Source organism: Roseobacter sp. HKCC-CH-9208, assembly GCF_037805125.1.
Lineage (GTDB): Bacteria > Pseudomonadota > Alphaproteobacteria > Rhodobacterales > Rhodobacteraceae > M30B80.
In genome coordinates this window covers 1,018,038-1,040,772 of sequence record NZ_JBBLYK010000001.1, presented here as the reverse complement: position 1 = coordinate 1,040,772, position 22,735 = coordinate 1,018,038, and the positions used below count along the sequence as shown (strand labels likewise).

Below are 22,735 nucleotides of genomic sequence, written 5' to 3'. Positions count from 1 at the left end.
AAGTCGACTTTCTGTTGATATGCCAAGGTCAGAGCGTCTCAATGACCTCACCATTAGCAATCAGAACACTCCCAAATTCAGTGATTGTGCCGACAAACGATTGGAAGTTTTTCCAGCTTTGTCCTGCGACAAGGTGCTGGTCTAAGCCTTCGTCCATTACGTAGACTTCGTTGATAGAATAGAGAACCTGATTGGTCGTGCCCTGACTGGGGTCAGCGATGTTTACAAGCTCATGTGCTTTTGACACGTAATAGTGAACGAGCTGTATTTTGCTATCGTCGTAGCTATGTGTTTCTCGCATCCAAGTGGCATGATCTGATATTGCGGTTTCAACTTTATCTGCCGCATCTAACGGTACTGACAGGGCGAAATTGAAAGTTCGTTGCTTCAGTTTCACGCTCATGTTTTCTCCTATCTTAGCTTGGCTATTCGTAGATATTATCCACTGGTGAAACCTTCACTTCAGCGGTTGAGCTTGCACTAGCAGGGTAGCTTTTCCCGATGATGCCCGATCAGGCTTGCACCCACTCACCCGGCAATCTAGTCTAAAGGTTGAAGTGGTTTTTACAGGGGTACGTTGCAATGCTGGATTTAAGTGAAGAGGAAGATCTGTGTCCCATCGCTTTGGGATCGTACTTGTTTGGCGATAAATGGATCCCGGTAATTATAAGAGACATCGCTCTTTTTGACCGTCGGACATTTAATGATTTATTGAAAAATAATAATGAAAAAATATCATCAGGCGCCCTGTCTTCTCGTTTGCAGAGAATGTGTCAATTAGGAATGCTTGAGGTTTCTGATGATGCATCCCACGCCCAAAAAAAGCTCTATAGTTTGACCGAGGCCGGCATAGCTTTTGTGCCAATTATTTTCAAAATGGCAGCTTGGACAGCGCAATTTAGGAATCCGTCAAAACAGGTTGTCGCGATGACGCGACCATATATTGATAATGACCAGGTCGCCATCAACTCGGTTTTGGAAAATCTTGAGAAAATACATATCTCGAAAACAGTAAAACCAGAGCCGTTTTGGTGGGCGTCAAAAGTTAAAATTTGAATAGGTTTGGTCTATAGCTTCGAAACTCCAGGGCGGGGACTGCTCCCCTTTACACGGCACTTATACCGTGGATAAAGCTTCGCGACCTTGGGTTGGAGGGCTATTCAGGCGGGCAATCCTGTTGGTCAGCAGTGGGATACAAGTTTAATAGACGCAAGAGTGGCGCCCGTCCCAAACCCCGCACACTAGCCGCCAGAATATCTCTCGTAACCGCGCACAAAGACGCAACAATTAATATTAGGCTCCGCACGCGGTGAAAATTTTGACTTTAATGCCTTTGAAGAAGCATGGGCAGCATTTGAAAAATCGCGCGTTTGAACGCGTCAAACTTCTCATTGTTTGATTTGAGTTCGACAAAGGCTTAATCCTGCCCCCGCAACCAATCCAATCAACTTACCTGCTCGTATCGCGCTGTTTGGTCGTGTCGCATCAGCAGGCGCGGCCTTCTGTGTGGTGACAGCAGTGCTATATCACAGCAATTTTGCCGATCAGACACAGATGATCATGTTCCTCAAGAACTTCTCTATCGCAGGTGCATTCTTGATGTTCCTCGCGCATGGCGCTGGCGCTTATGCCTTGGATAAAAACGCCGCCTGATGTTTGGCAAAAGGGGCGGGGGTATGTCCCCGCCCTGTTCCCTCAAATATTTTCACCCAAAGGCCGCATCATAGGCCGTCACGCAATCCTTCGCCAAATGGCCAACTTTGGTTGCTTCATAATCAGGTTTGAACAGGTGTGAACCAAGGCCGAAACCAGTGATCCCTGCGGCCTGCCACGCGGCAAAATCTGCGGGACCAACGCCACCCACAGCATAGGTTTCAACCGATTTCGGCAGAACGGCGGCTAGGGCCTTATAACCATCCACCCCAAGCTTGAAGGCAGGAAAGAGTTTTAACCCGTCTGCGCCGTGCCGCACTGCGGTCAAGCATTCGGTCGCAGTAAATACACCCGGATAAGACAGCATCCCCTGTGCCTTTGTGGCTGCAATCACCGCGGGGTTTGTATCAGGTGATACCACCATTTTCGCCCCGATCTGCGCCAAGCGATCAACTGCTGCCACTTCTAGGACGGTGCCTGCGCCGATAAGGGCGCGCCCTTGTGCATGGGCAACCATGGCCGCGATACTGTCAAACGGGTCTGGCGAGTTTAACGGCACTTCGATTCGAGTGATTCCTGCCGCAATCAGTGCATCCGTTATGGAGAGCGCAGTCTCAGGCCGAAGGCCCCGCAAAATAGCAATAATGTTGCGGCTCATTCTGCGGCCTCTAAAAAGGATCTATACGCGGCTTTTAATCCGCTCAGCGCCATGCCCTCGCCAGAAATTTTGATGACACTTGCCCCTTGGGCAGTGAGGGCCTCGTGATAGGCATCCGCAATGCCGCTCGTCCCAATCACACGGATATCTTGGCCAAGCCAGTAGGGTTTGGCGCCTGCCAGTTCCTGACCGATCAACAGACCAGATAGGCGCGCGCGGGCCGCATTCGTGTCAGCCCCATGGAGCAACCCCTCGGCGCGGATGGAAAAGAGATTGGCCGACACCAATGCAGGATGGGCGATTGCCTCATCCAAAGCGGCAAGAAAGGTGGCGCTGTCCCAGCCCCCGCCGCCCACGGAATGGCGTAGAACCGAGGTCTGCTCTAACAGGCCGAACAATTCCCCTGTCATGAAGGTGCGAAAGCTGACGATCTCGCCTGCGCTGATCTGCACCCATTTGCAATGCGTGCCAGGCAGGCAAAGGATGCCATCAAAATTTGGATGCTCGTCTAAAAACCCTGCGATTTGCGTCTCTTCTCCGCGCATCACATCTGCGGGTCGCTCTTGCTTGATCCCAGGAATAATATGGGCCGCCAAGCGGGGGGCAGTGGTATTCACTTTGACGGCTGCGGCGACAGAGGGCGGGGGGCAAGGGGTCGCGACATAGGGCGCTTCTGCCCATCCTTGGCGTGCGCCCGCCATGCCGCATATCAAAACCGTAGTTTTTTCCGATGCGGGCAAAAGATCGCCCGCCAATTCTACGAGGGCGGCCTCGAACCCGTCAGGGCGAAGGTTGCCCATACCATTGGAGGAGTAACGCTGCGCCAAGACCGATCCTTCGGCATTGATCCACCAAATGCGCAGATGCGATGTACCCCAATCTACCGCCAACCAATTCGATGTCATCGCGTCTCTCTTATCCGATATTCAGTTTTGAATGGCTGCAAAAATCAGCTCGGCAATGCGGGGCATTTGCGTGGCTTCATAGTGGATGCCATCCACGGATGAAACCGTCACCGCGCCTGTTAGATCGACCAAATCCACGCCCTCGCGTGCCGCCATTTCGGCCATGGCGGGCGATAGGCCCACTGATTTCGCAGCGCCGCCACGGAACATTTCCGCCAAAACCCCCCGTTCCTCAATCTGTGAAGGGCAGACAACAATCACCCGCGTGACACCACGCGCAGGCCCGCAGCCAGAGGTGCGGATGATACGCACGAGTTTACCCACAGACTGCGCAATATCGAAAGCATTGACAGAAAAGCGCGGCTTTAGGTCATTGGTGCCAAGTTTCACCACCACTGTATCAATTGGGCTGTGGCTTTCTAAAATCCCCAGTAATGCCGCCGCGCCATTCTTATGCGGCCCTTCCACTGGGTCATCATGCAAAGTCGTGCGACCTGGCAAGCCTTCATCAATCACGCGCCATGTGGCCCCAAGTTTTTGCGCCAAAAGAGTCGGCCATCTTTGCGCAAGGGGATAGCGCTCTGGCTGCCCAAGCACAGTTAAAGGCACAGTGCCATGGGTATTGGAATCGCCAAAAAGCAAAAGGGTTTTGGGGTCTTGTTCCATCTCGTCCCTTTCCCGACTGGCCCCTAGACCAAGGGCACAAATGGCACGCCACAGCCTGCAAGGATGATACAGGCCAACAGAATGCGATAATGGGTCATGTGATCGCTACTTTCTTGTTTTACTGCGCGAAACAATAAGCGCCACTTGGCTGATTGCAAGCAATGGCTGCGGGGTGCTAGGCAAGACGTAGACGTTACAGGAAATGTCAGGGCGCGTGATGGGCGATGCGGCGGCAGATTTTCGCAAATTGTCAGGGCTGATCCGTATCGTTGGCCATCGGGGCGCGCGCGGGGTGTTTCCCGAAAATACAATGCTTGGTTTTGATTATGCGCTGGCCGCAGGTGTGCTGTTGCTTGAGTTTGACGTGGTGCTGACGGGCGATGACATCCCCGTCATTACGCATAATCCCACGCTGCACGCCGCAACTTTTCGGGACGAAGCAGGACATTTCATCACAAATGAGATGCCAATCCGTGATTTGAGCTATACAGACCTCTGTCGCTATGAGGTTGGTAAAATTGATGGGCAGAGCGCTTATGGCGCGGCCTTTCCTGATCAGGCGCAGGTTGATGGGTTACAAGTGGCACGATTGGCCGATTTATGCGCCCTCATTTCGCGGCCTGAACACGCCGCGGCGCGTCTACTTTTGGAGATGAAATCTGATCCCGTGCTTGCCCAAGATACCGCCGCGCGGGCGCATTTTGTTGCGGCAGTTTTGGATGTGATCCGTAGCACCCATGTGATCGGGCAGACCGTCTTGCACAGTTTTGATTGGGCCATTTTGGCGGAGTGTAAGGCACAAGCGCCAGAAATCCCGCGGTCTTATTTGTCGATTTCATCCGAGCCCCAGTTTCAATTGCCGCCTGATATTCCCGCTCATATCAAGGCGAAAGGTGGCGCGCTATGGTGCCCGCATTTCGCGGATATCACCGCAGCAGATGTGGCCTATGCGCAAAGCCTAGGTTTGGGCGTTGTTGTTTGGACAGTAAATCAAACCGTAGATATCGATCGCATGATTGATTTTGGGGTGGATGCGATCTGTTCTGACTATCCCGCCCGCGTGCAGCGCCGCTTGTCGGATAGGGGTTTGCGCTGGCAGTAAGGCCGAAAGCGAAATTTTCTCAATGATTTCAGCGCAAAAACCTGTGCCAGGCCTTGTTTGTGACAGCTTTTTGTTTTTTTTGAAAATAAATCTTCAGTTTCTGATTTAGCCTGCGATTTGAGCCATGACTTTTGGGTCATGGTCTGTCGTTCCGTCCACAGGTCGGGCGGCGCTAAGCGCGAAGCGCGAACATTCGATGAGACTTTGTCGGAGGAGGAGCCGCCAAAGCATCGAAAAGGGAGGGACTAGAAGATGTCAGACGCATCAATTGGAACGCAAGAGCAGCTGCGCGATCCGAATTACACGCCGCCTTTGACTCAGGCGGTGCCACTTGGAATTCAACACGTTTTGGCGATGTTTGTCTCGAATGTGACACCCGCCATCATTGTTTGCGGTGCGGCTGGGTTTGGCTTTGGCTCAAACAGCCCGGATTTTCCGCAGATGATCTATATGATTCAAATGTCGATGTTCTTCGCGGGCATCGCCACTTTGTTCCAAACCATTGGATTTGGCCCTGTTGGCGCGCGGCTGCCGATTGTCCAAGGAACGAGCTTTGCCTTTATTCCGATCATGATTCCCTTGGTTGCAGGTAAGGGCGTTGACGCGATTGCCGTTTTGATGGGCGGCATTTTGGTTGGCGGTTTGTTCCATGCCTTCTTAGGCCTGTTCATTGGCCGCTTGCGCTTTGCCTTGCCGCCCTTGGTGACGGGCCTTGTTGTCACGATGATTGGTTTGGCACTTGTTAAGGTTGGCATCCAATACGCTGCGGGCGGTGTGCCTGCAATTGGAACCGAGGAATACGGCTCCAGTCTGAACTGGCTCATGGCGGGCACAGTGATCCTTGTGACCTTGGGGCTGAAATTCTTTGCGCGTGGGATGCTGTCTGTCTCGGCCGTTTTGGTTGGCCTTTTGGCGGGCTACGCGGTGGCCTTTGCCTTGGGGCAAGTGAATTTGGGCAATGTTGGCCGTGCAGCAAGCTTTGCGATGCCAAACCCGCTCCACTTTGGGTTAGAGTTTTCGGTCGCCGCAATCATCGGCTTTTGTGCCATGTCCTTTGTTTCCGCCGTGGAAACAGTGGGCGATGTGTCAGGGATCACCAAAGGGGGTGCGAACCGCGAAGCGACCGATAAAGAAATCCAAGGCGCGACTTTTGCCGATGGTCTGGGCACGGCTGTGTCTGGCTTGTTCGGGGCATTGCCGAACACATCCTTCTCACAGAATGTGGGCCTGATTGCGATGACGGGCGTGATGAGCCGCGCGGTTGTCACGATCGGCGCGATATTCCTTATTCTTTGTGGCTTGGTGCCAAAGGTGGGCGCGGTGATTTCCTCTGTGCCGATTGAGGTTTTGGGCGGTGGTGTGATCGTCATGTTCGGTATGGTTGTCGCTGCAGGCATCTCGATGCTGTCTGATGTGAATTGGAACCGCCGCAATATGGTGATTTTTGCGATTGCCTTGTCCTTGGGGCTTGGTTTGCAACTTGAACCTGACGCACTGCAATATCTGCCAAGCACGATGAAAATCTTGGCAACCTCGGGCATTTTGCCTGCGGCCCTCATCGCGATTATCCTAAACATCGTGCTGCCCGCAGAACTCAGTGCGGAATCCACGGAAGAGGTTTCTGGCGGCATGTCGGGAAAGAGCTCAAAATAAGCTCACAGATGAGCATGACCTAAAACGCGAAGCGGCAGGGGAAACCTTGCCGCTTTTGCTTTATCTGGCTTGTGCCTTTGCGGGGCTGGTGTAAATTTTCCCCGATGGCGCGACAGTCAGTCTCAAGCGAGGTGCAATCGGGTGGCAGGCACAGGAAAATACCTTTGGATCATGGTTGTGCTGCAGGCGGCGATTTCTGCATCAAGCCTTGTGGTGGAAATTGTCGCAGGCCGTATGATCGCGCCCTATGTCGGGATGAGCCTCTATACATGGACAGCCATTATTGCGGTTGTTCTGGCGGGCTTTTCCGTGGGTCATTGGTGGGGCGGTCGCATCGCTGCGCATGACAGTCAAAATGCATTGCGCCAAACCGCATGGACAATGGTTGCAGCCGCTTTGACCACCGCTGCGGCACGTCTGATGTTGCGCAGGTTTGCAGGGCCGCTGATTTAGGCCTTCAGCCATCCCCTCGCCGCCATCACCGCCCTAAGCATGGTCGCCTGATCCAATGATCTTTCAACCCCTCGATGATGCCTTCGTGGTGCAGATTGTGGCTGATAAGCAGCCGCGCGTTCTGACAGATGACTATGCGCCGATTAGCGCCCTGATCGAGTTTGAGCCCATCTTAAATTAAGCTTGCAACAGCGCCGCGCGCAATGCGGCCTCATCCACGCTGCCGCCCGAAAAATGTGCCCATGCGTGCACGCCTTGATAAAAGAATAATTCCCACCCAGAAATGATTTCTAGACCAAGGGCCGCTGCATCTTTGAGGAACGGTGTCTCAAGTGGGGTATAGACCGCGTCAAAAACCCATTTTGCCTCTCGCATATGCGCAGCCGGCAGCGGGGTGCCGCCATAGCCAACCATGCCAATGGGCGTTGCGTTCACAAGGCCCGTGATCTCAGGTGGCAGATTGGACACCTCGCGCATGGTTGTGACCTTCAATGTCGGAAAGCCACGCGCCAGATCACGCTTTAGGTCATCGGCCTTAGCCAAATCTGTATCAACCAGATGCAACGCGCTTGCCCCCAAATCGGCAAGGCCAAAGGCAATCGCGCGTCCCGCCCCACCTGACCCGATGATCAGCACTTCGCTTGGTGCGTCATCGCCCCGCGTGGCCTGATAGGCGGCCTTAAAGCCCGTGTAATCTGTGTTATAGCCGATGGGCCCTTGAGCCGTGAAAAGAACGGTGTTCACGGCCCCAACCGCGTCCAACACGGGATCGGCCAGTTGCACAAGTGGCACCACTTTTTCTTTATAGGGATAGGTGATGTTGAGCCCTGAATAGCCTTCAATTTGCGCGGTCTCGAAGACCTCATGAAAGGTTTCCTCGCGTTCAGGCGGGATCAAGAGATCATAGCTGACCGCGCGGGCGTTCAGGTGGCCTGCAATTCGGTGCAAACGCGGGGCGCTGGATTGTTTGATATTGTCACCGATCAGCCCCAATTTGAGCGGGGCTTGGTTCTGGGTCGGGCTTAAGGACATATCGCCTCGTCTTTCTCTTCGCGCGTGATTTGGCCATCTCGCCACGAATGGCGGGCAGATGCAACTTTTGTTGGCGCTCTTTTTGGAATGGCGATAGCGTTAGATTTGCGCGATGTGAACAGGTCTGATCCATGCAAAGCAATATTCATGAGAGCGCCTATTCTTGGGGTAGGCTCGCCATCACCTTGGCAATTGCGATGATTGCCAATGTGGGCATGTGGGCCATCATCGTGATCATGCCTGCGGTTGAGGCGGAATTTGGATCGCTGCGCGCGGCCTCGTCCTTGCCCTACACGATGACGATGGTGGGGTTTGGCGCAGGCAATCTTTTGGTGGGGCGCTTGGTGGATCGTTTTGGTGTTACGATTGCCCTCTCTTTGGCAGCCGTCATGATCGCGGCAGGGTTCGCTCTCTCCACTCTTACAAGCAGCATTTACACGCTGTCCCTGATCCATCTGATTTTGGGCCTTGGAACCGCTGCGGGCTTTGGCCCTTTATTGGCGGATATATCGCATTGGTTCTTGCGCCGCCGCGGGATTGCCGTGGCCTTGGTTGCCAGCGGCAATTACCTTTCTGGTGCGATTTGGCCGATGGTTCTTTCTGGGATTTTGGCCGAGGATGGATGGCGGGCTGTCTACCTCACCCTTGCAGTGATTGCGCTTCTGGGGATCATCCCGCTTTCATTTGCGTTGCGGCGCAAACTTCCAGAAACCGCCCATGCCCAGTCCGAGGCAATGTCGCGCGCCAAGGCAAATTCGGTTGGCCTGTCCTCGCGCCAGTTGCAATATCTGTTGGGCTTTGCAGGCGTGGCCTGCTGTGTGGCCATGTCGATGCCGCAGGTGCATATCGTATCTTACTGCGTAGGCCTTGGATATGGCCCTGCGGTGGGGGCCGAGATGCTGTCGCTGATGCTTCTGGGTGGTGTGGTCAGCCGCATCATTTCAGGCTTAGTCGCTGATCGTTTGGGTGGTGTGCGCACCCTCTTGATTGGGTCGGTTCTCCAAATGACGGCGCTGTTTTTTTACCTGCCCTATGATGGGCTTGTGTCGCTTTATGTTGTCAGCTTGATTTTTGGTTTGGCTCAGGGTGGGATTGTTCCGTCCTACGCTTTGATTGTGCGCGAATATATGCCCGCCCGCGAAGCAGGTCAGCGGGTTGGATTTGTGATCATGATGACGATTGTGGGCATGGCGCTTGGCGGTTGGATGTCGGGGTGGATTTTCGATGTGACAGGCAGCTATCAGATGGCATTCATCAATGGTATTTTGTGGAACGGGTTTAATGTGGCGATAATTGCGTGGCTTTTGACGCGCAGTCGCCGCCCGCAAGCCCCTGTTTTGGCCGCAGGCTAGGGGAGGAGGAGAGTTCATGTTCAATGATGATGTTGCCGCCATTTGTCCTGAATGTGCGGCAAGCGATATCGTGATGGATTCGACAAAGATCACCTGTCAATCTTGCGGTCATTTCGAGGCTTTGGGCTTAGAGGCCGAAGGATCAAGCGCGGCGCTCACAAGCCTCTCGCAGGCCTATGCGATTTCCGTTTTGCAACGGTGGAGTTTTGCAGGCTAGCGTTATTGTTGCACAATCGCGTTTTCCCATTCGGCCAAAAAATTGCGCCGATTGAGCGGGTCAAGATAGACCATCAGGGCGGGGCCGATCCGAATAGGCCCAAATCCCGCACTAGACGCAGCAGGCGATGTGTCATTGAGCGGCGGCAGGGGCCAACCATCGGCCCCATCGCGCAGGGCGATACTGAGCAGCGCATCAATAAACGCCCCTGCATCGTTTGGGTTCTGCGCCGTGCTCGGGATCAAGGCGGTGCGCAAAATCACGTTGGAAAAATCGGTCATCCGCAGAATTTGGACACGACCTTCAGATTGATCGGCCAAACTTTCTGCCACGTAACTGCCCAAGACATTATAGGCGAGGGCCAGTTTGCCACTCATCACATCCTCAATCATTTGGCTTGAACAGCAATAGAGCGTGGGGTTGAGACGGCCCATCACTTCGGAGAGTCGCCAATAGGCATCTGTGGCACGGGCTTCCTGCGTGGCAAACAGATAGCCAAGCCCACTGTCCCGCACATCATAGGTGCCGATAGACCCTGCGAAACGTGCTGGGTTGTCGCGTAAAACTTCGATCAAATCCTGCCGCGACTGCGGAATGGATAGCCCTGCAAAATATTCAGTCGAAACCAAGACCACCGCGGGCTCGGTCGTGAATGCGAAAATGACATCACGCCATGTGGCCCAGTCTGGCAAGCTTTGTGTCATGGGCGAGCGATAGCGTTGTGTCAGCCCATCATTGGCCAGTTGGAATTGCAAATCCATCGCCGATGAAATGGCCACATCATAGACCGCGCCTGAACTGATCTCACGATGCAAATCCGCAGAGGAGGCAACCGTATATTCCAAATCTAAGGTTGGATTGGCGCGATGAAACGCTTCGAGATAGGGTGTGAAGACGTCCAAATCAGCGGTGGAGAGTATCCGCAAAACCCTGTCGCCCGTGCCTTCGATGCGTAGGAAATCCTCTGGTTCAAAGGCGGTTGCAGGGCTGATCCACAGACTTAAAGCAAGGGTAAGATAAGCGAGGCGCATGTGCCCTTTCCTTCCTTATTATTTGACAATTCTAAGCGCCCGCCATGGGCGGCCAAAACATCAGCGGCAATGGTAAGGCCCAATCCTGATCCCACAATGTTTTCGGTGTTGCGTCCTCGTTTGAAACGCTGCGTGAGAACTTCGGCAGGGTCATCGCCTAGCCCTGTGCCCTCATCGCGCACAGTGATGTAGCCATAGCCCCCTTTGGTTTCCACGCAAATTGATATGGTGGTGTCTTCAGGCGAATATTTGATGGCGTTGTCGAGAATATTGCGTAACGCGCTGTCGAGCAGCACCGCATCACCTGCAACGATGATGTCCTCGGCTTTCAGGTCAATGTCGATATCCTTCATGCTTGCCGTAGGGGTCATTGCAGTCGCCGTTTGGGCGGCCAAACTTTTGAGCGAGATATGATCGCGCAGAAGATCATCCGCGCGGAAGGCCACAGTCGCGTGATCCAAAAGCTGTCCCGCCGAACGGGAGCTTTCATCAATCGCGCGGATCATCTGGCGCAGGCGGTTGCGTTCGGCCTCGCCTGAGGCGTTGCGCAAGGCCAGATCCGCTTGCACCCGAACAGTTGCCAAAGGTGTGCGGACGCGATGCGCGGCCTCTAGAATAAACTCTTCCGAGCGGCGAATGGATTGCCCCAATCGATCCATGAAGCGATTGAGCGCGGCAATGAGCGGCGCCAATTCATCAGGGGCGGGGCGGCGTAAGGGGCGCAAATCGGATGGCCCGCGCCGCGAGACAGCCCCTGCAATCTCGTTTAAGGGCCGCAATGATGTGCGGGCGGCAAAAAAGGACAGCAGCACCGCGACCAAGAAAAAGGCAATCGACAACAGGCCTGCTTGACGCGAGAGGTCAAGCGCGATGGCGGCAATACCTTCGCGGGTTTGTCCGACTGTGACGATCACCAATGTCGGTTGATTTCCCGCCAATATTCGGCGCGAGAGCGTGGCCAGTCGCAAATCTTCGCCGCGATAAGATTGCGTTGCAAAACTGACCTCGCCTGCGCGGGTGTGCGGGTCAGTGGCAACTGGAAGATCTGCATAGCCTGTCAGCAATGCGCCATTCGCGGTGACCCGATAAAAAACCCGATCCTCGCTAATCGCGCCGAGCATGGAAAACGCAGAATAGGGCAGTTCAAGCCGCAATTCGCCCTGCTCGCTGCGCAGGGTTTCGGCGATTGCAGTCACAGCAGCGGCCAAGACGTTATCTTGGGTTTCTTCGGCGGCTTGGCGGGCAAACCCCGCAACCATCCCCCAAGACAGCAATGACAACAGTGCTGCCACAATCGCGAGATAGAGCGTTAATCGCCGACCAATGGAACCTGTGCCCTGTTGCGCCTCGCTCACGGGGTTTTCACCTCCATCCGATACCCAATGCCGCGCACAGTCTCGATGTGAATATCCGTTCCATCAAGACGGCGGCGCAAGCGGCCCACATAGACCTCAATCGCGTTTTCTGTGATCTCTGCATCATAGGAAAACAGCCTGTCCATCAATTGCGCCTTTGACAAAATCTGTCCTTGATGGCGCACGAACACTTCCAAAAGACGCAATTCGCGGCTGCGCAATTCGATGGTATGCGCGCCATGGCGCAGCGTGCCTGCAAGCGGGTCAAAGGTGGTTTGGCCAAGCGCGATATCATTGCGCGCGGCCCCGCCGCGGCGGCGCAAAACGGCGCGGCACCGCGCCTCTAATTCGGAAAAATCGAAGGGTTTCGTGATGTAGTCATCGGCCCCTTGGTCAAGGGCGCCGACCCGATCCGACACTTGGCTGCGGGCGGTTAACATGATCACGGGCGTTTCGATATGGATGCGGCTTTGCGCCAAAAATGCGCGACCATCGCCATCGGGAAGCATCACATCAAGCAAGATCAGATCGTAGCTGGCATCCGCAAGGCAAGCGCGCGCATGGGCCAAATCTGGGGCGTGATCGACCGCATGACCGTCCAAGACCAGACGTTTGACCACCGCTTCGGCCAATTCCTCGTTATCCTCTACAAGCAGATAGCGCATTGGGCGCGTGGCCTTTCCCTGACTATTCCCCATACAGGTGGGCTGATGTTTTCGTCCTGCGTGTCAGGCTCGTGTCAGCTTTCTGTGGTTGGGTGAGACTATGGCGGTGGAGGATCGCCTGTCAAATGGGAGGAATACACTATGAACACCTTTGGGTGGACACGCCGCGCTATGATCGCGGCTGCAACTGCTACGCTTGCATTCTCGGGCATGTCCAATGCGGGCGGGCATCAAATGATGGATCAGGTTCACTTTCTCATCCCCGGCGGTGCTGGCGGTGGTTGGGATGGCACAGCGCGCGGCACAGGCGAGGCGTTGGTCAATTCTGGTCTTGTGGGCAATGCCACATTTGAAAACATGTCAGGCGGTGGCGGCGGCGTCGCCATTGCGCATTTGATCGAAAATGCAGCCTCAAGCGATGGCACATTGATGGTAAACTCAACCCCCATCGTCATCCGCGCTTTGACGGGCGAGATTTCTCAAAGCTTCCGTGACCTGACCTTGATCGCAGGAACAGTGGGTGACTACGCGGCATTGGTTGTAACTGCAGATAGCCCGCTGACATCGATGGAAGATGCATTGGCTTCATACCGCGAAGCGCCGATGGATTTTGCCATTGGTGGGGGTTCGGTTCCTGGTGGGATGGATCACTTGGTCGCGGCGATTGTAATGCAGGCTGCGGACGAAGATCCCACTGCGTTTAACTATATCGGTTATGACGCCGGTGGTGAGGCGATGGCGGGCTTGCTGTCGGGCGAGATTGATGCGCTGTCCACAGGCTTTTCCGAAGCGGTTGCTTTGGCCGAGCAGGGTGAGGTCCGCATCTTGGGCGTGACCGCCCCTGACCGCGTTCCTGCCTATGCAGACGCGCCAACCTTCGCTGAGCAGGGTATTGATGCGCAATTCGTGAACTGGCGCGGGTTCTTCGCCGCACCTGGCATGGCGCAAGAAAAAGTTGAAGCTTACCAAGCGATGTTGGCGGCGATGATGGAAACCCCGGAGTGGGAAGAAGTGCGCGGCCGTATGGGTCTGGTGAATATCTACCGCCCCGGAACTGAGTTCCAAAGCTTCCTCGAAGCACAAGAGCAGCAGATCGGTGATCTGATGCGCGAGTTGGGCTTCCTCTAAGCGGATAAGCGCGTTTTGCGCGATTGATCTATGGATGGGCTGCCTCATTTCGCGGCGGCCCTTCCGTGCAACAGACCCACAAATTTGGCTGAGAAAAAGGGGGCGTTTATGGCCTTAGAACGTTGGATTGCATTGGCCTTTGTGGCGCTATGCTGCATCTATGGCTATGCTGCCTTTTTCACGATGGATCATCTCTTGCCTGCAATTTTGCAGCGCAATCCGATTTGGCCATCAACATTTCCAAAAATCCTGAGTGTGCTTGGGGTGATTGTGGGTTTGGTTGTGCTTTTTTCTGGCAAGTCCGCAAAGACAGCCGAAGCAGATACAACAAAAGAGCAAAGCGCCGAAGATATCGATCACCGCCGTCTTGGGGATTACAATATCGGCCAAGCCCTGTCGCTTTTGGCGCTGATGGTGGCTTATGCGCTCCTTCTGCGCCCAGCGGGGTTTGTGGGGGCGACCATTCTTTTCCTTGCGCTAGGTGGGTTCATCTTAGGCGAGCGGAAATTTCACATTCTTATACCTGTGGCCGCGATTGCCGCAGGCACGATCTGGTATCTTGTGCAGGAGGTGCTGGGTATTTTCCTGCGCCCTTGGCCTGCGTTTTTGATGTGAGGGGGACGCATCATGCTTGAAGGTTTGCTTCTTGGCCTTGCGGCCGCAATAACGCCCTTTCACCTTGCGATGGTCGTGTTTGGCTGCGTGATTGGCACCATTATCGGTATGTTGCCCGGTCTCGGGCCAATGTCGATTATTGCGATTATGATCCCTGTCGCGATTGGATTGGGCGATCCAACGGGCGCTTTGATCTTGTTGTCTGGCGTCTATTATGGCGCGATTTTTGGCGGGTCGACCTCGTCAATTTTGCTTAATGCGCCGGGGGTCGCGGGAACAGTTGCCACCGCCTTTGATGGATACCCGATGGCGCAAAAGGGTCAAGCGGGTAAGGCGCTTACGATTGCAGCCATTGCGTCCTTTGCAGGGGGCACAATCGGCGCGATCTTGTTGATGATCTTTGCACCTGCGCTGTCCTCGGTCGCGCTTTTGTTTCATTCGGCGGAATATTTCGCGCTTATGGTTGTTGGGCTTTCGGCCATTGCCGCCTTTGCGGGCACAGGGCAAGTCGCCAAGGCGCTGATGATGACCATTCTTGGCCTTATCATGGGCACTGTCGGTGAAGGGGCCTTGTCCAATATGCCGCGCTTCACCTTTGGGATCATGGAATTGCAATCGGGGTTTTCTTTCATCACCCTCGCGATGGCCATGTTCGCCCTGCCTGAGGCGCTGTTCTTAGTCTTAAACCCTGCGCGTGGTGCGCAAAGTGGTTCGGGCGGCGAGATCAAAGATCTGCGCATCACCAAAGATGAGGCCCGCCAAATTGCACCCGTCATCGGGCGGCAATCGGTGCAAGGGTTCTTCATCGGTGTCCTGCCAGGTGCGGGGGCCACGATTGCATCCTTCTTAGGCTATGCGGTTGAGCGCAACATCGCCAATGGCGAAGAGCAGGCAGAATTCGGCAAAGGCTCAATCAAAGGTTTGGCTGCGCCCGAGACTGCGAATAATGCGGCTTGCACGGGCTCGTTCGTGCCACTGCTGACTTTGGGTATTCCTGGCTCTGGGACAACTGCGATTTTGCTTGGTGCGTTGATCGCCCTGAATGTCACCCCTGGCCCAAGATTGATGACCGATGAGCCTGATGTGTTCTGGGCGGTTATTATCTCGATGTATATTGGCAATCTGGTTCTTTTGGTTCTGAACCTGCCGCTTATCCCCTATATCGCCAAACTGTTGACGATCCCCCGGGCCTATCTGATCCCGTTCATTTTGTTCTTCACGTTGATGAGCAGCTATATCGGCCAAAACAATGCGACTGAATTGCTGATCTTGGTGGGTTTTGGGGTGGTTGCTACGATCTTGCGCTTTGCGGATTATCCCCTTGCCCCGCTTCTGATTGGGTTCATCCTTGGGACGATGATGGAGGATAATTTTGCCCGCGCTATGCAGCTTTATCGTGGGTTTGGCTTTATCCTCGAACGTCCAATGACCTTGGGGTTGTTGATCCTTGCGGTGGGTCTGATTTTTGTGCCTGCCTATCGCGCCCGCCGCGCGCGCTTGCGTCAGGCTGGTGTTGCAGATGGCGATTGATCAGCGCAAAACATAAGTAATCGGGCGCGGGGGTTATCCGCGCCCCCTTTTGTTGAAAATTGCAAAGGCCCATCGGGTGCGTCCGACCGCTCAACGCATTGTCAAAGAAACCCTTCCCACGCTTGCGCTTGGCGCGGCAGGGGCTGGGCTTTTTTGGCTGATTGGGTTTCCTGCCTATATGCTGACAGGGCCCGCTGCAGCTGTTTCGGTTGCCACGATGTTGGGATTGAAAACTTTAATCCCCTTGCCCCTGCGCGATGTGGTGTTCGTGGTGATTGGCGTCTCGATTGGCGGCACGGTCACACCTGAGGTGATCGAGACTGCGCTGACATGGCCAATATCCTTGGCCATTTTGGCGGTCACTTTGGTTGTGCTGATTTTTTCGCTGCGGGCCATTTTGATGCGCGGTTTTGGCTATGATATGATGACCGCGACCCTCGCCGCCACGCCTGGGCATCTCAGCTATGTTCTTGGGTTGTCGACCTCAATGGGCGTGGATGTGGCGCGGGTGGCTTTGGTGCAGACCACGCGGGTTTTGTTGCTGACCTTATGTGTGCCCTTGCTCATCTCCTTTTGGGGTATGACAGGTACGGCTTATGTCATCGACCACGGGGCCATCAGTCTTTTTGCAGCTGCGGTTGTTTTCACAGCGGCTTTAGCACTGGGTCTCATCTTCAAGCGGATCTCCATACCTGCGCCGCTTTTGTTGGGCGCGATGGCCGCATCGGCCATTGGCCATGGGGCCAACCTAACCCCAGGCAATCTGCCGATCTGGCTCAACTCACTGGCCTTTATGGTGATGGGCTGCTTGATTGGAACGAGATTTCGAGGGCTGAATCGTAAAGGCCTGTTGGGGGCCTTGGCGGCGGGGGCGGTAGGAACACTCGTATCTTGCGCGGTGGCGGCAATTGGCGCCGTCATTGCGGCCAGACTGATCGGGTTGCCCCCTTCGGTGCTGCTTCTGGCATTTGCACCGGGGGGCGTGGAAATCATGGCGGCTTTGGCAGTCAGCACAGGCCTTGAGCCTGCTTTGGTTGCAGCGCATCACGTGGTACGCCTGCTGATTTTGAGCGTGGCTGTGCCACTGCTGATTGTTCGTATTAAGGCCTAAGCTTACGCAAACTACTAAGCCCCCGCTGCGATGGTCGCAGCAACCGCCCTTTGCCAGCGCGCATAATCTGAATTGCGCGTATCCGCATTCATCTTGGGCGCGAATTGACGATCTATGGCCCAAGTTTTTCTGAAGCCTGCTTGGTCTGGGTAAAGGCCTGCCTTGTAGCCTGCCAACCACGCAACGCCGCGGGCGGTCGTCTCGAGGTGCGTGGGTCGATCGACTGGCGCATTCAGAATATCGGCCACATATTGCAGGGCGTAGTCTGACGCGCTCATGCCGCCATCCACCCGCAGAACCGTTTGGCCCGTTTGCGAGGCCGCCATATCGGCAGCCATAGCCTCCATCAGATCACGGGTTTGCAAGCCCACAGATTGAAGCGCGGCGCGCGCCAATTCATTCGGCCCTGTGTTGCGCGACAGACCGAAAACGGCCCCACGGCATTCGGAATTCCAATAGGGTGCGGCTAAACCCGTAAAGGCGGGCACAAGCGTGATGGCTTGGCCTTGATCTGCGGCTTTGGCCATGTCTTGTGTCTCTGCCGCTGAGGCGATGATGCCCAACCCATCGCGCAACCACTGCACCACCGCGCCCGCAATATAGATGGAGCCCTCTAGCGCATAGGCCGTTTGCCCATCCATGCGATAAGCGATAGTGGTCAAAAGTTTATTCTTCGAGGGGACAGCAGTTGCGCCTGTGTTCATCAGCGCAAAGCACCCAGTGCCATAAGTGACTTTGGCCATGCCTTTGTCAAAACAGGCTTGGCCAATTGTTGCAGCCTGTTGGTCACCCGCAACGGCGCGGATCGGAATTTCTGCGCCGATTACATCCTTTGCGGTTGTCCCGAAATGCGCGTCACAATCGAGAACATTCGGCAGAACTGCGCGGGGGATATCAAAAAGCGAAAGGATATCTTCGCACCACTCAAGGCTGTGGATGTCGAACAGCATCGTGCGCGCGGCATTGGTCACATCGGTCACATGGGCCGCGCCCCCCGTCAGATGCCAAATCAGCCAAGTGTCCACTGTGCCAAAGGCCAATTCGCCCGACTCGGCGCGTCTGCGGGCATCTGGGATTTCATCTAACATCCATGCCAATTTGCTGGCTGAGAAATATGGATCAAGCACAAGCCCTGTCTTAGCGGTGATCATCTCTTCATGCCCTGCTGCACGCAAAGTTGCGCAGCGATCCGCTGTGCGGCGGTCTTGCCAAACGATGGCATTGTGTAAGGGCGCGCCCGTTTTGCGATCCCAAAGAAGCACGGTTTCACGTTGATTGGTGATGCCGATGGCCGCAATCGCTGTTGCGGGTGTCGCGGCATCGCGCAAGGCGGATGTGATGCAATTTTGCGTGGTCTGCCACAAATCCATCGGGTCATGCTCGACCCAGCCCGAGCGCGGGTAGTGTTGGGTGAACTCCTCTTGCGCCTGTGCAAGGGCATCAAACACTGCATCGTAAACAATCGCGCGGGTCGAGGTGGTGCCTTGGTCAATTGCAAGAATATGGGTCATGGTTTAGGCCCCTGTCGGACTGTGTGGGATTATATGTGTTGCAAGCCCCCAATCACGGCAACGTGCGGCCAATGGAGCGTCAAGCGGATGATCTGTAAACAGTGCATCAATTTGCGAAAGTGCAGCGATTTTTGCAGGCGCGCTGCGAGTAAATTTTGAGCGGTCGGCCACCAAAAACACGCGCCGCGATTGTGAGATGATTGTCTGGCTGACCCCCACCTCTTGGATGTCGAAATCCAACATATCTCCTTCCGCATCAATCGCTGAGCACCCTATGACCGCAAGGTCAAATTTGAACTGCGCCACCGCATCCGAGGTCAGCTTACCGATCAGCCCCCCATCGGCGCGGCGCAATTGCCCGCCTGCGAGGATGATCTCGCAATTGGGATTGGCGGCAAGGATGGTCGCGACATTGATGTTATTTGTGACCACCAATAGGTTCTTGTGATGCAGCAAATTTTGCGCAACGGCCTCTGTCGTGGTGCCGATATTGAGAAAGAGCGAAATGTCATCAGGTATTTGGGCCGCACAGGCTGCAGCTATGCGTGCCTTTTCGTCAGCGTGTAACCCGCGCCGCATTTCATAGCCGATATTTGATACGCTCGATGGCAGGATCGCGCCGCCATGGACGCGCTCTAATTTCCCCGCATCGGCAAGATCGCTGAGGTCGCGGCGGATCGTTTGGGTGGTCACACCAAAATGTGCGGCCAGCCCTTCGACACTCACTTTCCCCTCGCGCCGCGCGATGTCGAGAATTTCTGGCCAGCGAAAGCTTTGCGACATGCGCGTTCCTTTTCCTTTTCGCGCAATTGCGCGGTTAACAGACCTTAGATGGCTTAAAATCGGGGGTCAATTCTTCGAATGAGGCCAAAAATGAATAATTTTGAAGATTAACATTTTCGTTTGTGTTCGTTTGTGCCATAGCGGCGTTAGGTTTCGGTGGAATGAGTCCCGCAAGAGAGGCGCAATGGATATGACGAGCGAGATTGACGATCTTTTCATCATCGGCGGCGGCATCAATGGCTGCGGCATTGCCCGCGATGCGGCGGGACGCGGCTTGACGGTGCGTTTGGCGGAAATGAACGATCTGGCCTCGGCTACGTCTTCGGCATCGACTAAGTTGTTTCATGGTGGGTTGCGCTACCTAGAATATTTTGAGTTTCGCTTGGTGCGCGAGGCGCTGATTGAGCGTGAAATTTTGCTCAAAGCCATGCCTCATATTTCTTGGCCGATGCGGTTTGTGCTGCCCTATCACAAAGATATGCGCTTTGAGAGCCAAACCCCTACATCGCGACTGTTGGCGCGGCTTATGCCGTGGATGGCGGGGCGGCGTCCGCAATGGTTGATCCGATTGGGCCTGTTTCTTTATGACCACTTGGGCGGGCGGGACATATTGCCTAGAACCTCGGAGGTGGATTTGCGCAAAGGCCCTGAGGGGGCGGCGCTGCACCGTAAATTTTCCAAGGCCTATGAATATTCAGATTGTTGGGTGGAAGACAGCCGTCTTGTGGCGCTGAATGCCCGCGATGCGGCCGAGCGTGGCGCGGTGATCTTGCCGCGTCACAAGGTGGTGACCGCCAAGCGGGAGAATGGCATTTGGAAGATCAGCACCCAGACCCGCGATGGTCAAACCCATCACCATCAGGCACGGATTTTGATCAATGCCGCAGGGCCATGGGTCAGCGATGTGATCGGCCAGAAGATCGGCCAAAACAGCAAAGGCGGCGTGCGTCTCGTGCGGGGCAGCCATATTGTGACCAAGCGTCTTTATGACCATGAGAAATGCTACTTCTTTCAGGGTGAGGACGGGCGCATATGTTTTGCCATTCCTTATGAGCAGGATTTCACCTTAATCGGGACGACCGACAAAGATCACCGCGACCCCGATACCCGCCCCGAATGCAGCACCGAGGAGCGGGATTATATGCTGTCCTTCGTGAATAACTATTTCAACACGGCTGTTACTGCCGAAGATATCGTGTGGTATTATTCTGGTTTGCGGCCGCTCTATGATGATGGGGCGCAATCGGCATCTGCCGCCACGCGGGATTACACGCTGATCCTTGAAGGGGATGGGGAGGCGCCCTTGCTGAATATTTTTGGCGGCAAGATCACCACCTATCGCCGCTTGGCGGAATCCGCGCTTGAGAAAATCGCAGAGTTCACGAAATCCGCGCGCGGGCCGTGGACGGCGGGGGTGGCCTTGCCAGGTGGCGATTTCGAGGTGGGGGATGTGGATCGGTTGATTGCGAGCCTTGCGGCGGATTATCCGTTTCTTACGCCCAAATGGGCCACGCGCCTCATTCGCGCCTATGGGCGGGATGCTTGGGCGATAGTGGCGGGGGCTCAAACATCAGAGGATCTCGGGCGCGATTTCGGCGCAACTTTGACCGAGGCAGAGGTGCGTTGGCTTATAAAACACGAATTCGCGCAAACAGCCGAAGATGTGGTCTGGCGGCGCAGCAAGTTGGGGCTGCGGCTAGACCCATCACAAATAGCGGCTATTGATGCATGGATGCTAAGCGCTGCAACGCAGATGGCGGCAGAATAAGCTAATCAAACAGGGACAGTTGTGCCCTGGTATGTTTGGCGGCACGTTTTGTCTTACGGAGAGATTTGCGGCTTCCATGGCGGGTGAGAACCGCAACCGCGCCCGCCTCGTGATCTGGCGCGCGTCGCTTTGCCCAAATCTGATCTTTGGCCCATTTGGCGCGCGCCGCAGGATCAAAGATTGGGTTGGGGTACGTTCGTCCCAAAATGCCATGCGCGTCAGGATGCAACCACGGGCGGTGCAGGGCATCCCCCGAAAGCTGTGCAAGTTCAGGCACCCAACGGCGGATGAACACCCCCGAGGGGTCTTGATCCAACCCTTGCTTGATCGGGTTATACACTCGGATCGTGTTGATGCCCGTTGTGCCAGATTGCATCTGCACCTGTGACCAATGAATTCCGGGCTCATAATCGGTGAACATCCGTGCCAGATGCAGGCCAGTTTCGCGCCAATGGAACCACATGTGATAGCTTGCAACTGCCATCACCATCGCGCGCATCCGAAAATTCAGCCATCCCCTATGACGCAGGGATCGCATACAGGCGTCCAGAAAGGGCAGCCCCGTTTGCCCAGCTTTCCACGCTTCGAACCATGGATGCCCCTGTGGATCATCGCGCAGGCCATCATAGGCGGGGTGCATATTCTCCCATTCAATCCGTGGTTCGTCTTCTAGTTTTTGCATGAAATGGCAGTGCCAATACAGGCGAGATTGAAAGGCGCGCACGGATCCGCGCCATTCTTTGTGGCTCGATCCTTTGGGGAGGGTGCCTGCGCGGTGTGCGGCGGCTTGTGCGACCTCGCGGAGCGAGATCGTGCCGAATGTGAGATGCGGCGAAAGGCGCGAGCACGCATCAGCGCCAATAAGTGGGCTAGACATTGCCGATCGATAGGGCGCGCCACGTTTGATGAGAAAACTGTGCAGCAGCGCGCGTGCTGCTGTTGATCCGCCGTCTTGCAGATCATCCCCGCCATCAGGCGCAAGGCCCAAATCCGCAGGCGTAGGTAAATCCAAACTGGGCGTTTCGTAAATTGGCTCAAGATGTGGCACTGAATGGCAGGGATCCAACATCTGCCTGTCCCATTCCCCCGCCCATCCATTGCGCGATTTTAAGGTTCGGATCACACCGAATTGACGGGGTTCATGCCACGGGATGGATTTTGATTTGCACCAAGCTGCCACCCTTTTGTCGCGCGCATATGTCCATCCATTCCCAGTTTCTTGATGCGACCAAAGCGCGGCGATCGGTTGTTGGGCTGCTAGTTCGTCTAAGATGGAAACAGCATCCCCCCGTCGGATTAAAAGGGGCTGACCCAAACTTGCTAGTGTATCATGTAGTTCAGCTAACGATTGACGAAGAAACATCCAATGTCGTGCGCTTGCATCGGGTTCAGTCCAAAAATCAGGTTCAATAATATACACAGGCAAGACGGGCCCTCGGGCTGCAGCTGAGGCAAGGCATGCTTGGTCTGTGACACGTAAATCACGTTTGAACCAGACAAGGTGTACGGGCCGTTGTTTCATGTTGAGTTAAAATAGTCTTAGTTTC

24 protein-coding genes and 1 pseudogene are annotated in these 22,735 nt (G+C 55.1%); 13 read left to right on the top strand and 12 right to left on the bottom strand.

Going from position 1 to position 22,735, the window contains the following annotated elements; translation table 11 throughout:
- Window positions 1–28 precede the first annotated feature (28 nt).
- Window positions 29–403, bottom strand: coding sequence for a hypothetical protein (locus tag AAC621_RS05145; RefSeq protein ID WP_340252831.1), 375 nt, complete (start codon window positions 401–403; stop codon window positions 29–31).
- A gap of 179 nt (window positions 404–582) precedes the next feature.
- Here AAC621_RS05145 and AAC621_RS05140 point away from each other — a divergent pair, with 179 nt between their 5' ends.
- Together AAC621_RS05140 and AAC621_RS05135 are read left to right on the top strand one after the other, a co-directional pair.
- Window positions 583–1,056 (top strand): winged helix-turn-helix transcriptional regulator, encoded by a 474-nt coding sequence (locus AAC621_RS05140; RefSeq protein WP_340252829.1) that lies wholly within the window; start codon window positions 583–585, stop codon window positions 1,054–1,056.
- Window positions 1,057–1,509: 453 nt separating this feature from the next.
- Window positions 1,510–1,653 (top strand): hypothetical protein, encoded by a 144-nt coding sequence (locus AAC621_RS05135; RefSeq protein WP_340252827.1) that lies wholly within the window; start codon window positions 1,510–1,512, stop codon window positions 1,651–1,653.
- Window positions 1,654–1,705: 52 nt separating this feature from the next.
- Here AAC621_RS05135 and AAC621_RS05130 read toward each other — a convergent pair whose 3' ends face one another.
- The 3 genes from AAC621_RS05130 to AAC621_RS05120 are packed head-to-tail and all read right to left on the bottom strand — an operon-like array spanning window position 1,706 to window position 3,882.
- On the bottom strand, window positions 1,706–2,311 hold the full coding sequence (locus AAC621_RS05130) for a 2-dehydro-3-deoxy-6-phosphogalactonate aldolase (RefSeq protein ID WP_340252825.1): 606 nt from the start codon (window positions 2,309–2,311) through the stop codon (window positions 1,706–1,708).
- A complete protein-coding gene (locus tag AAC621_RS05125; protein WP_340252823.1) occupies window positions 2,308–3,216 on the bottom strand; it encodes a 2-dehydro-3-deoxygalactonokinase in 909 nt (302 codons plus the stop codon). Before AAC621_RS05125 ends, AAC621_RS05130 begins: the two co-directional genes overlap by 4 nt.
- 21 nt (window positions 3,217–3,237) lie before the next feature.
- On the bottom strand, window positions 3,238–3,882 hold the full coding sequence (locus AAC621_RS05120) for an SGNH/GDSL hydrolase family protein (RefSeq protein ID WP_340252821.1): 645 nt from the start codon (window positions 3,880–3,882) through the stop codon (window positions 3,238–3,240).
- A gap of 202 nt (window positions 3,883–4,084) precedes the next feature.
- Between AAC621_RS05120 and AAC621_RS05115 the strand changes: the two genes are divergently transcribed.
- The 4 genes from AAC621_RS05115 (at window position 4,085) to AAC621_RS05100 (ending at window position 7,271) form a co-directional block, all read left to right on the top strand.
- Window positions 4,085–4,984 (top strand): glycerophosphodiester phosphodiesterase family protein, encoded by a 900-nt coding sequence (locus tag AAC621_RS05115; protein WP_340252819.1) that lies wholly within the window; start codon window positions 4,085–4,087, stop codon window positions 4,982–4,984.
- Between the two features lie 252 nt (window positions 4,985–5,236).
- The gene (locus AAC621_RS05110) at window positions 5,237–6,637 is read left to right on the top strand and encodes a uracil-xanthine permease family protein (RefSeq protein ID WP_340252817.1); all 1,401 of its coding nucleotides are present in this window, start codon (window positions 5,237–5,239) and stop codon (window positions 6,635–6,637) included.
- A 141-nt stretch (window positions 6,638–6,778) separates the two neighbouring features.
- A complete protein-coding gene (locus AAC621_RS05105) occupies window positions 6,779–7,090 on the top strand; it encodes a fused MFS/spermidine synthase (RefSeq protein ID WP_340252815.1) in 312 nt (103 codons plus the stop codon).
- 55 nt (window positions 7,091–7,145) lie between these two features.
- Window positions 7,146–7,271 (top strand): hypothetical protein, encoded by a 126-nt coding sequence (locus AAC621_RS05100; protein WP_340252813.1) that lies wholly within the window; start codon window positions 7,146–7,148, stop codon window positions 7,269–7,271.
- On the opposite strand, the gene AAC621_RS05095 is transcribed toward AAC621_RS05100, so the two are convergent.
- Complete coding sequence (locus AAC621_RS05095) at window positions 7,268–8,122, bottom strand: shikimate dehydrogenase family protein (protein ID WP_340252811.1); 855 nt, start codon at window positions 8,120–8,122, stop codon at window positions 7,268–7,270. The two genes, AAC621_RS05100 and AAC621_RS05095, sit on opposite strands and share 4 nt — an antisense overlap.
- A gap of 131 nt (window positions 8,123–8,253) precedes the next feature.
- Here AAC621_RS05095 and AAC621_RS05090 point away from each other — a divergent pair, with 131 nt between their 5' ends.
- The gene (locus AAC621_RS05090) at window positions 8,254–9,474 is read left to right on the top strand and encodes an MFS transporter (protein ID WP_340252809.1); all 1,221 of its coding nucleotides are present in this window, start codon (window positions 8,254–8,256) and stop codon (window positions 9,472–9,474) included.
- A 16-nt stretch (window positions 9,475–9,490) separates the two neighbouring features.
- Entirely contained in the window at window positions 9,491–9,691 is a 201-nt protein-coding gene (locus AAC621_RS05085) for a hypothetical protein (RefSeq protein WP_340252807.1), read from the top strand.
- Between the two features lie 2 nt (window positions 9,692–9,693).
- On the opposite strand, the gene AAC621_RS05080 is transcribed toward AAC621_RS05085, so the two are convergent.
- From AAC621_RS05080 to AAC621_RS05070, 3 genes are read right to left on the bottom strand one after another with little or no spacing between them, the layout of a single operon-like run.
- Window positions 9,694–10,722, bottom strand: coding sequence for an ABC transporter substrate-binding protein (locus AAC621_RS05080; protein WP_340252805.1), 1,029 nt, complete (start codon window positions 10,720–10,722; stop codon window positions 9,694–9,696).
- On the bottom strand, window positions 10,692–12,077 hold the full coding sequence (locus AAC621_RS05075; RefSeq protein ID WP_340252803.1) for a sensor histidine kinase: 1,386 nt from the start codon (window positions 12,075–12,077) through the stop codon (window positions 10,692–10,694). The genes AAC621_RS05080 and AAC621_RS05075 overlap by 31 nt, the downstream gene beginning before the upstream one ends.
- On the bottom strand, window positions 12,074–12,742 hold the full coding sequence (locus AAC621_RS05070) for a response regulator transcription factor (RefSeq protein WP_340252801.1): 669 nt from the start codon (window positions 12,740–12,742) through the stop codon (window positions 12,074–12,076). The genes AAC621_RS05075 and AAC621_RS05070 overlap by 4 nt, the downstream gene beginning before the upstream one ends.
- 141 nt (window positions 12,743–12,883) lie before the next feature.
- On the opposite strand from AAC621_RS05070, the gene AAC621_RS05065 reads away from it, so the two are divergent.
- The 4 genes from AAC621_RS05065 (at window position 12,884) to AAC621_RS05050 (ending at window position 17,126) form a co-directional block, all read left to right on the top strand.
- On the top strand, window positions 12,884–13,870 hold the full coding sequence (locus AAC621_RS05065) for a tripartite tricarboxylate transporter substrate binding protein (protein WP_340252799.1): 987 nt from the start codon (window positions 12,884–12,886) through the stop codon (window positions 13,868–13,870).
- Window positions 13,871–13,978: 108 nt separating this feature from the next.
- On the top strand, window positions 13,979–14,485 hold the full coding sequence (locus tag AAC621_RS05060; RefSeq protein WP_340252797.1) for a tripartite tricarboxylate transporter TctB family protein: 507 nt from the start codon (window positions 13,979–13,981) through the stop codon (window positions 14,483–14,485).
- Between the two features lie 12 nt (window positions 14,486–14,497).
- Window positions 14,498–16,015, top strand: a complete 1,518-nt coding sequence (locus AAC621_RS05055) for a tripartite tricarboxylate transporter permease (protein ID WP_340252796.1) — start codon at window positions 14,498–14,500, stop codon at window positions 16,013–16,015.
- Between the two features lie 76 nt (window positions 16,016–16,091).
- The gene (locus AAC621_RS05050; protein ID WP_340252795.1) at window positions 16,092–17,126 is read left to right on the top strand and encodes an AbrB family transcriptional regulator; all 1,035 of its coding nucleotides are present in this window, start codon (window positions 16,092–16,094) and stop codon (window positions 17,124–17,126) included.
- Between the two features lie 14 nt (window positions 17,127–17,140).
- On the opposite strand, the gene glpK is transcribed toward AAC621_RS05050, so the two are convergent.
- A complete protein-coding gene (gene glpK / locus AAC621_RS05045; RefSeq protein WP_340252793.1) occupies window positions 17,141–18,637 on the bottom strand; it encodes a glycerol kinase GlpK in 1,497 nt (498 codons plus the stop codon).
- A 3-nt stretch (window positions 18,638–18,640) separates the two neighbouring features.
- Entirely contained in the window at window positions 18,641–19,420 is a 780-nt protein-coding gene (locus AAC621_RS05040; protein WP_340252791.1) for a DeoR/GlpR family DNA-binding transcription regulator, read from the bottom strand.
- Between the two features lie 184 nt (window positions 19,421–19,604).
- Between AAC621_RS05040 and glpD the strand changes: the two genes are divergently transcribed.
- On the top strand, window positions 19,605–21,188 hold the full coding sequence (gene glpD, locus AAC621_RS05035; protein WP_445322489.1) for a glycerol-3-phosphate dehydrogenase: 1,584 nt from the start codon (window positions 19,605–19,607) through the stop codon (window positions 21,186–21,188).
- Between the two features lies 1 nt (window position 21,189).
- On the opposite strand, the gene AAC621_RS05030 is transcribed toward glpD, so the two are convergent.
- Window positions 21,190–22,257, bottom strand: coding sequence for an FAD-binding domain-containing protein (locus AAC621_RS05030; RefSeq protein WP_340256340.1), 1,068 nt, complete (start codon window positions 22,255–22,257; stop codon window positions 21,190–21,192).
- 81 nt (window positions 22,258–22,338) lie between these two features.
- Window positions 22,339–22,710, bottom strand: a pseudogene (locus tag AAC621_RS05025) (deoxyribodipyrimidine photo-lyase); the annotation flags it as partial.
- Window positions 22,711–22,735 lie beyond the last annotated feature (25 nt).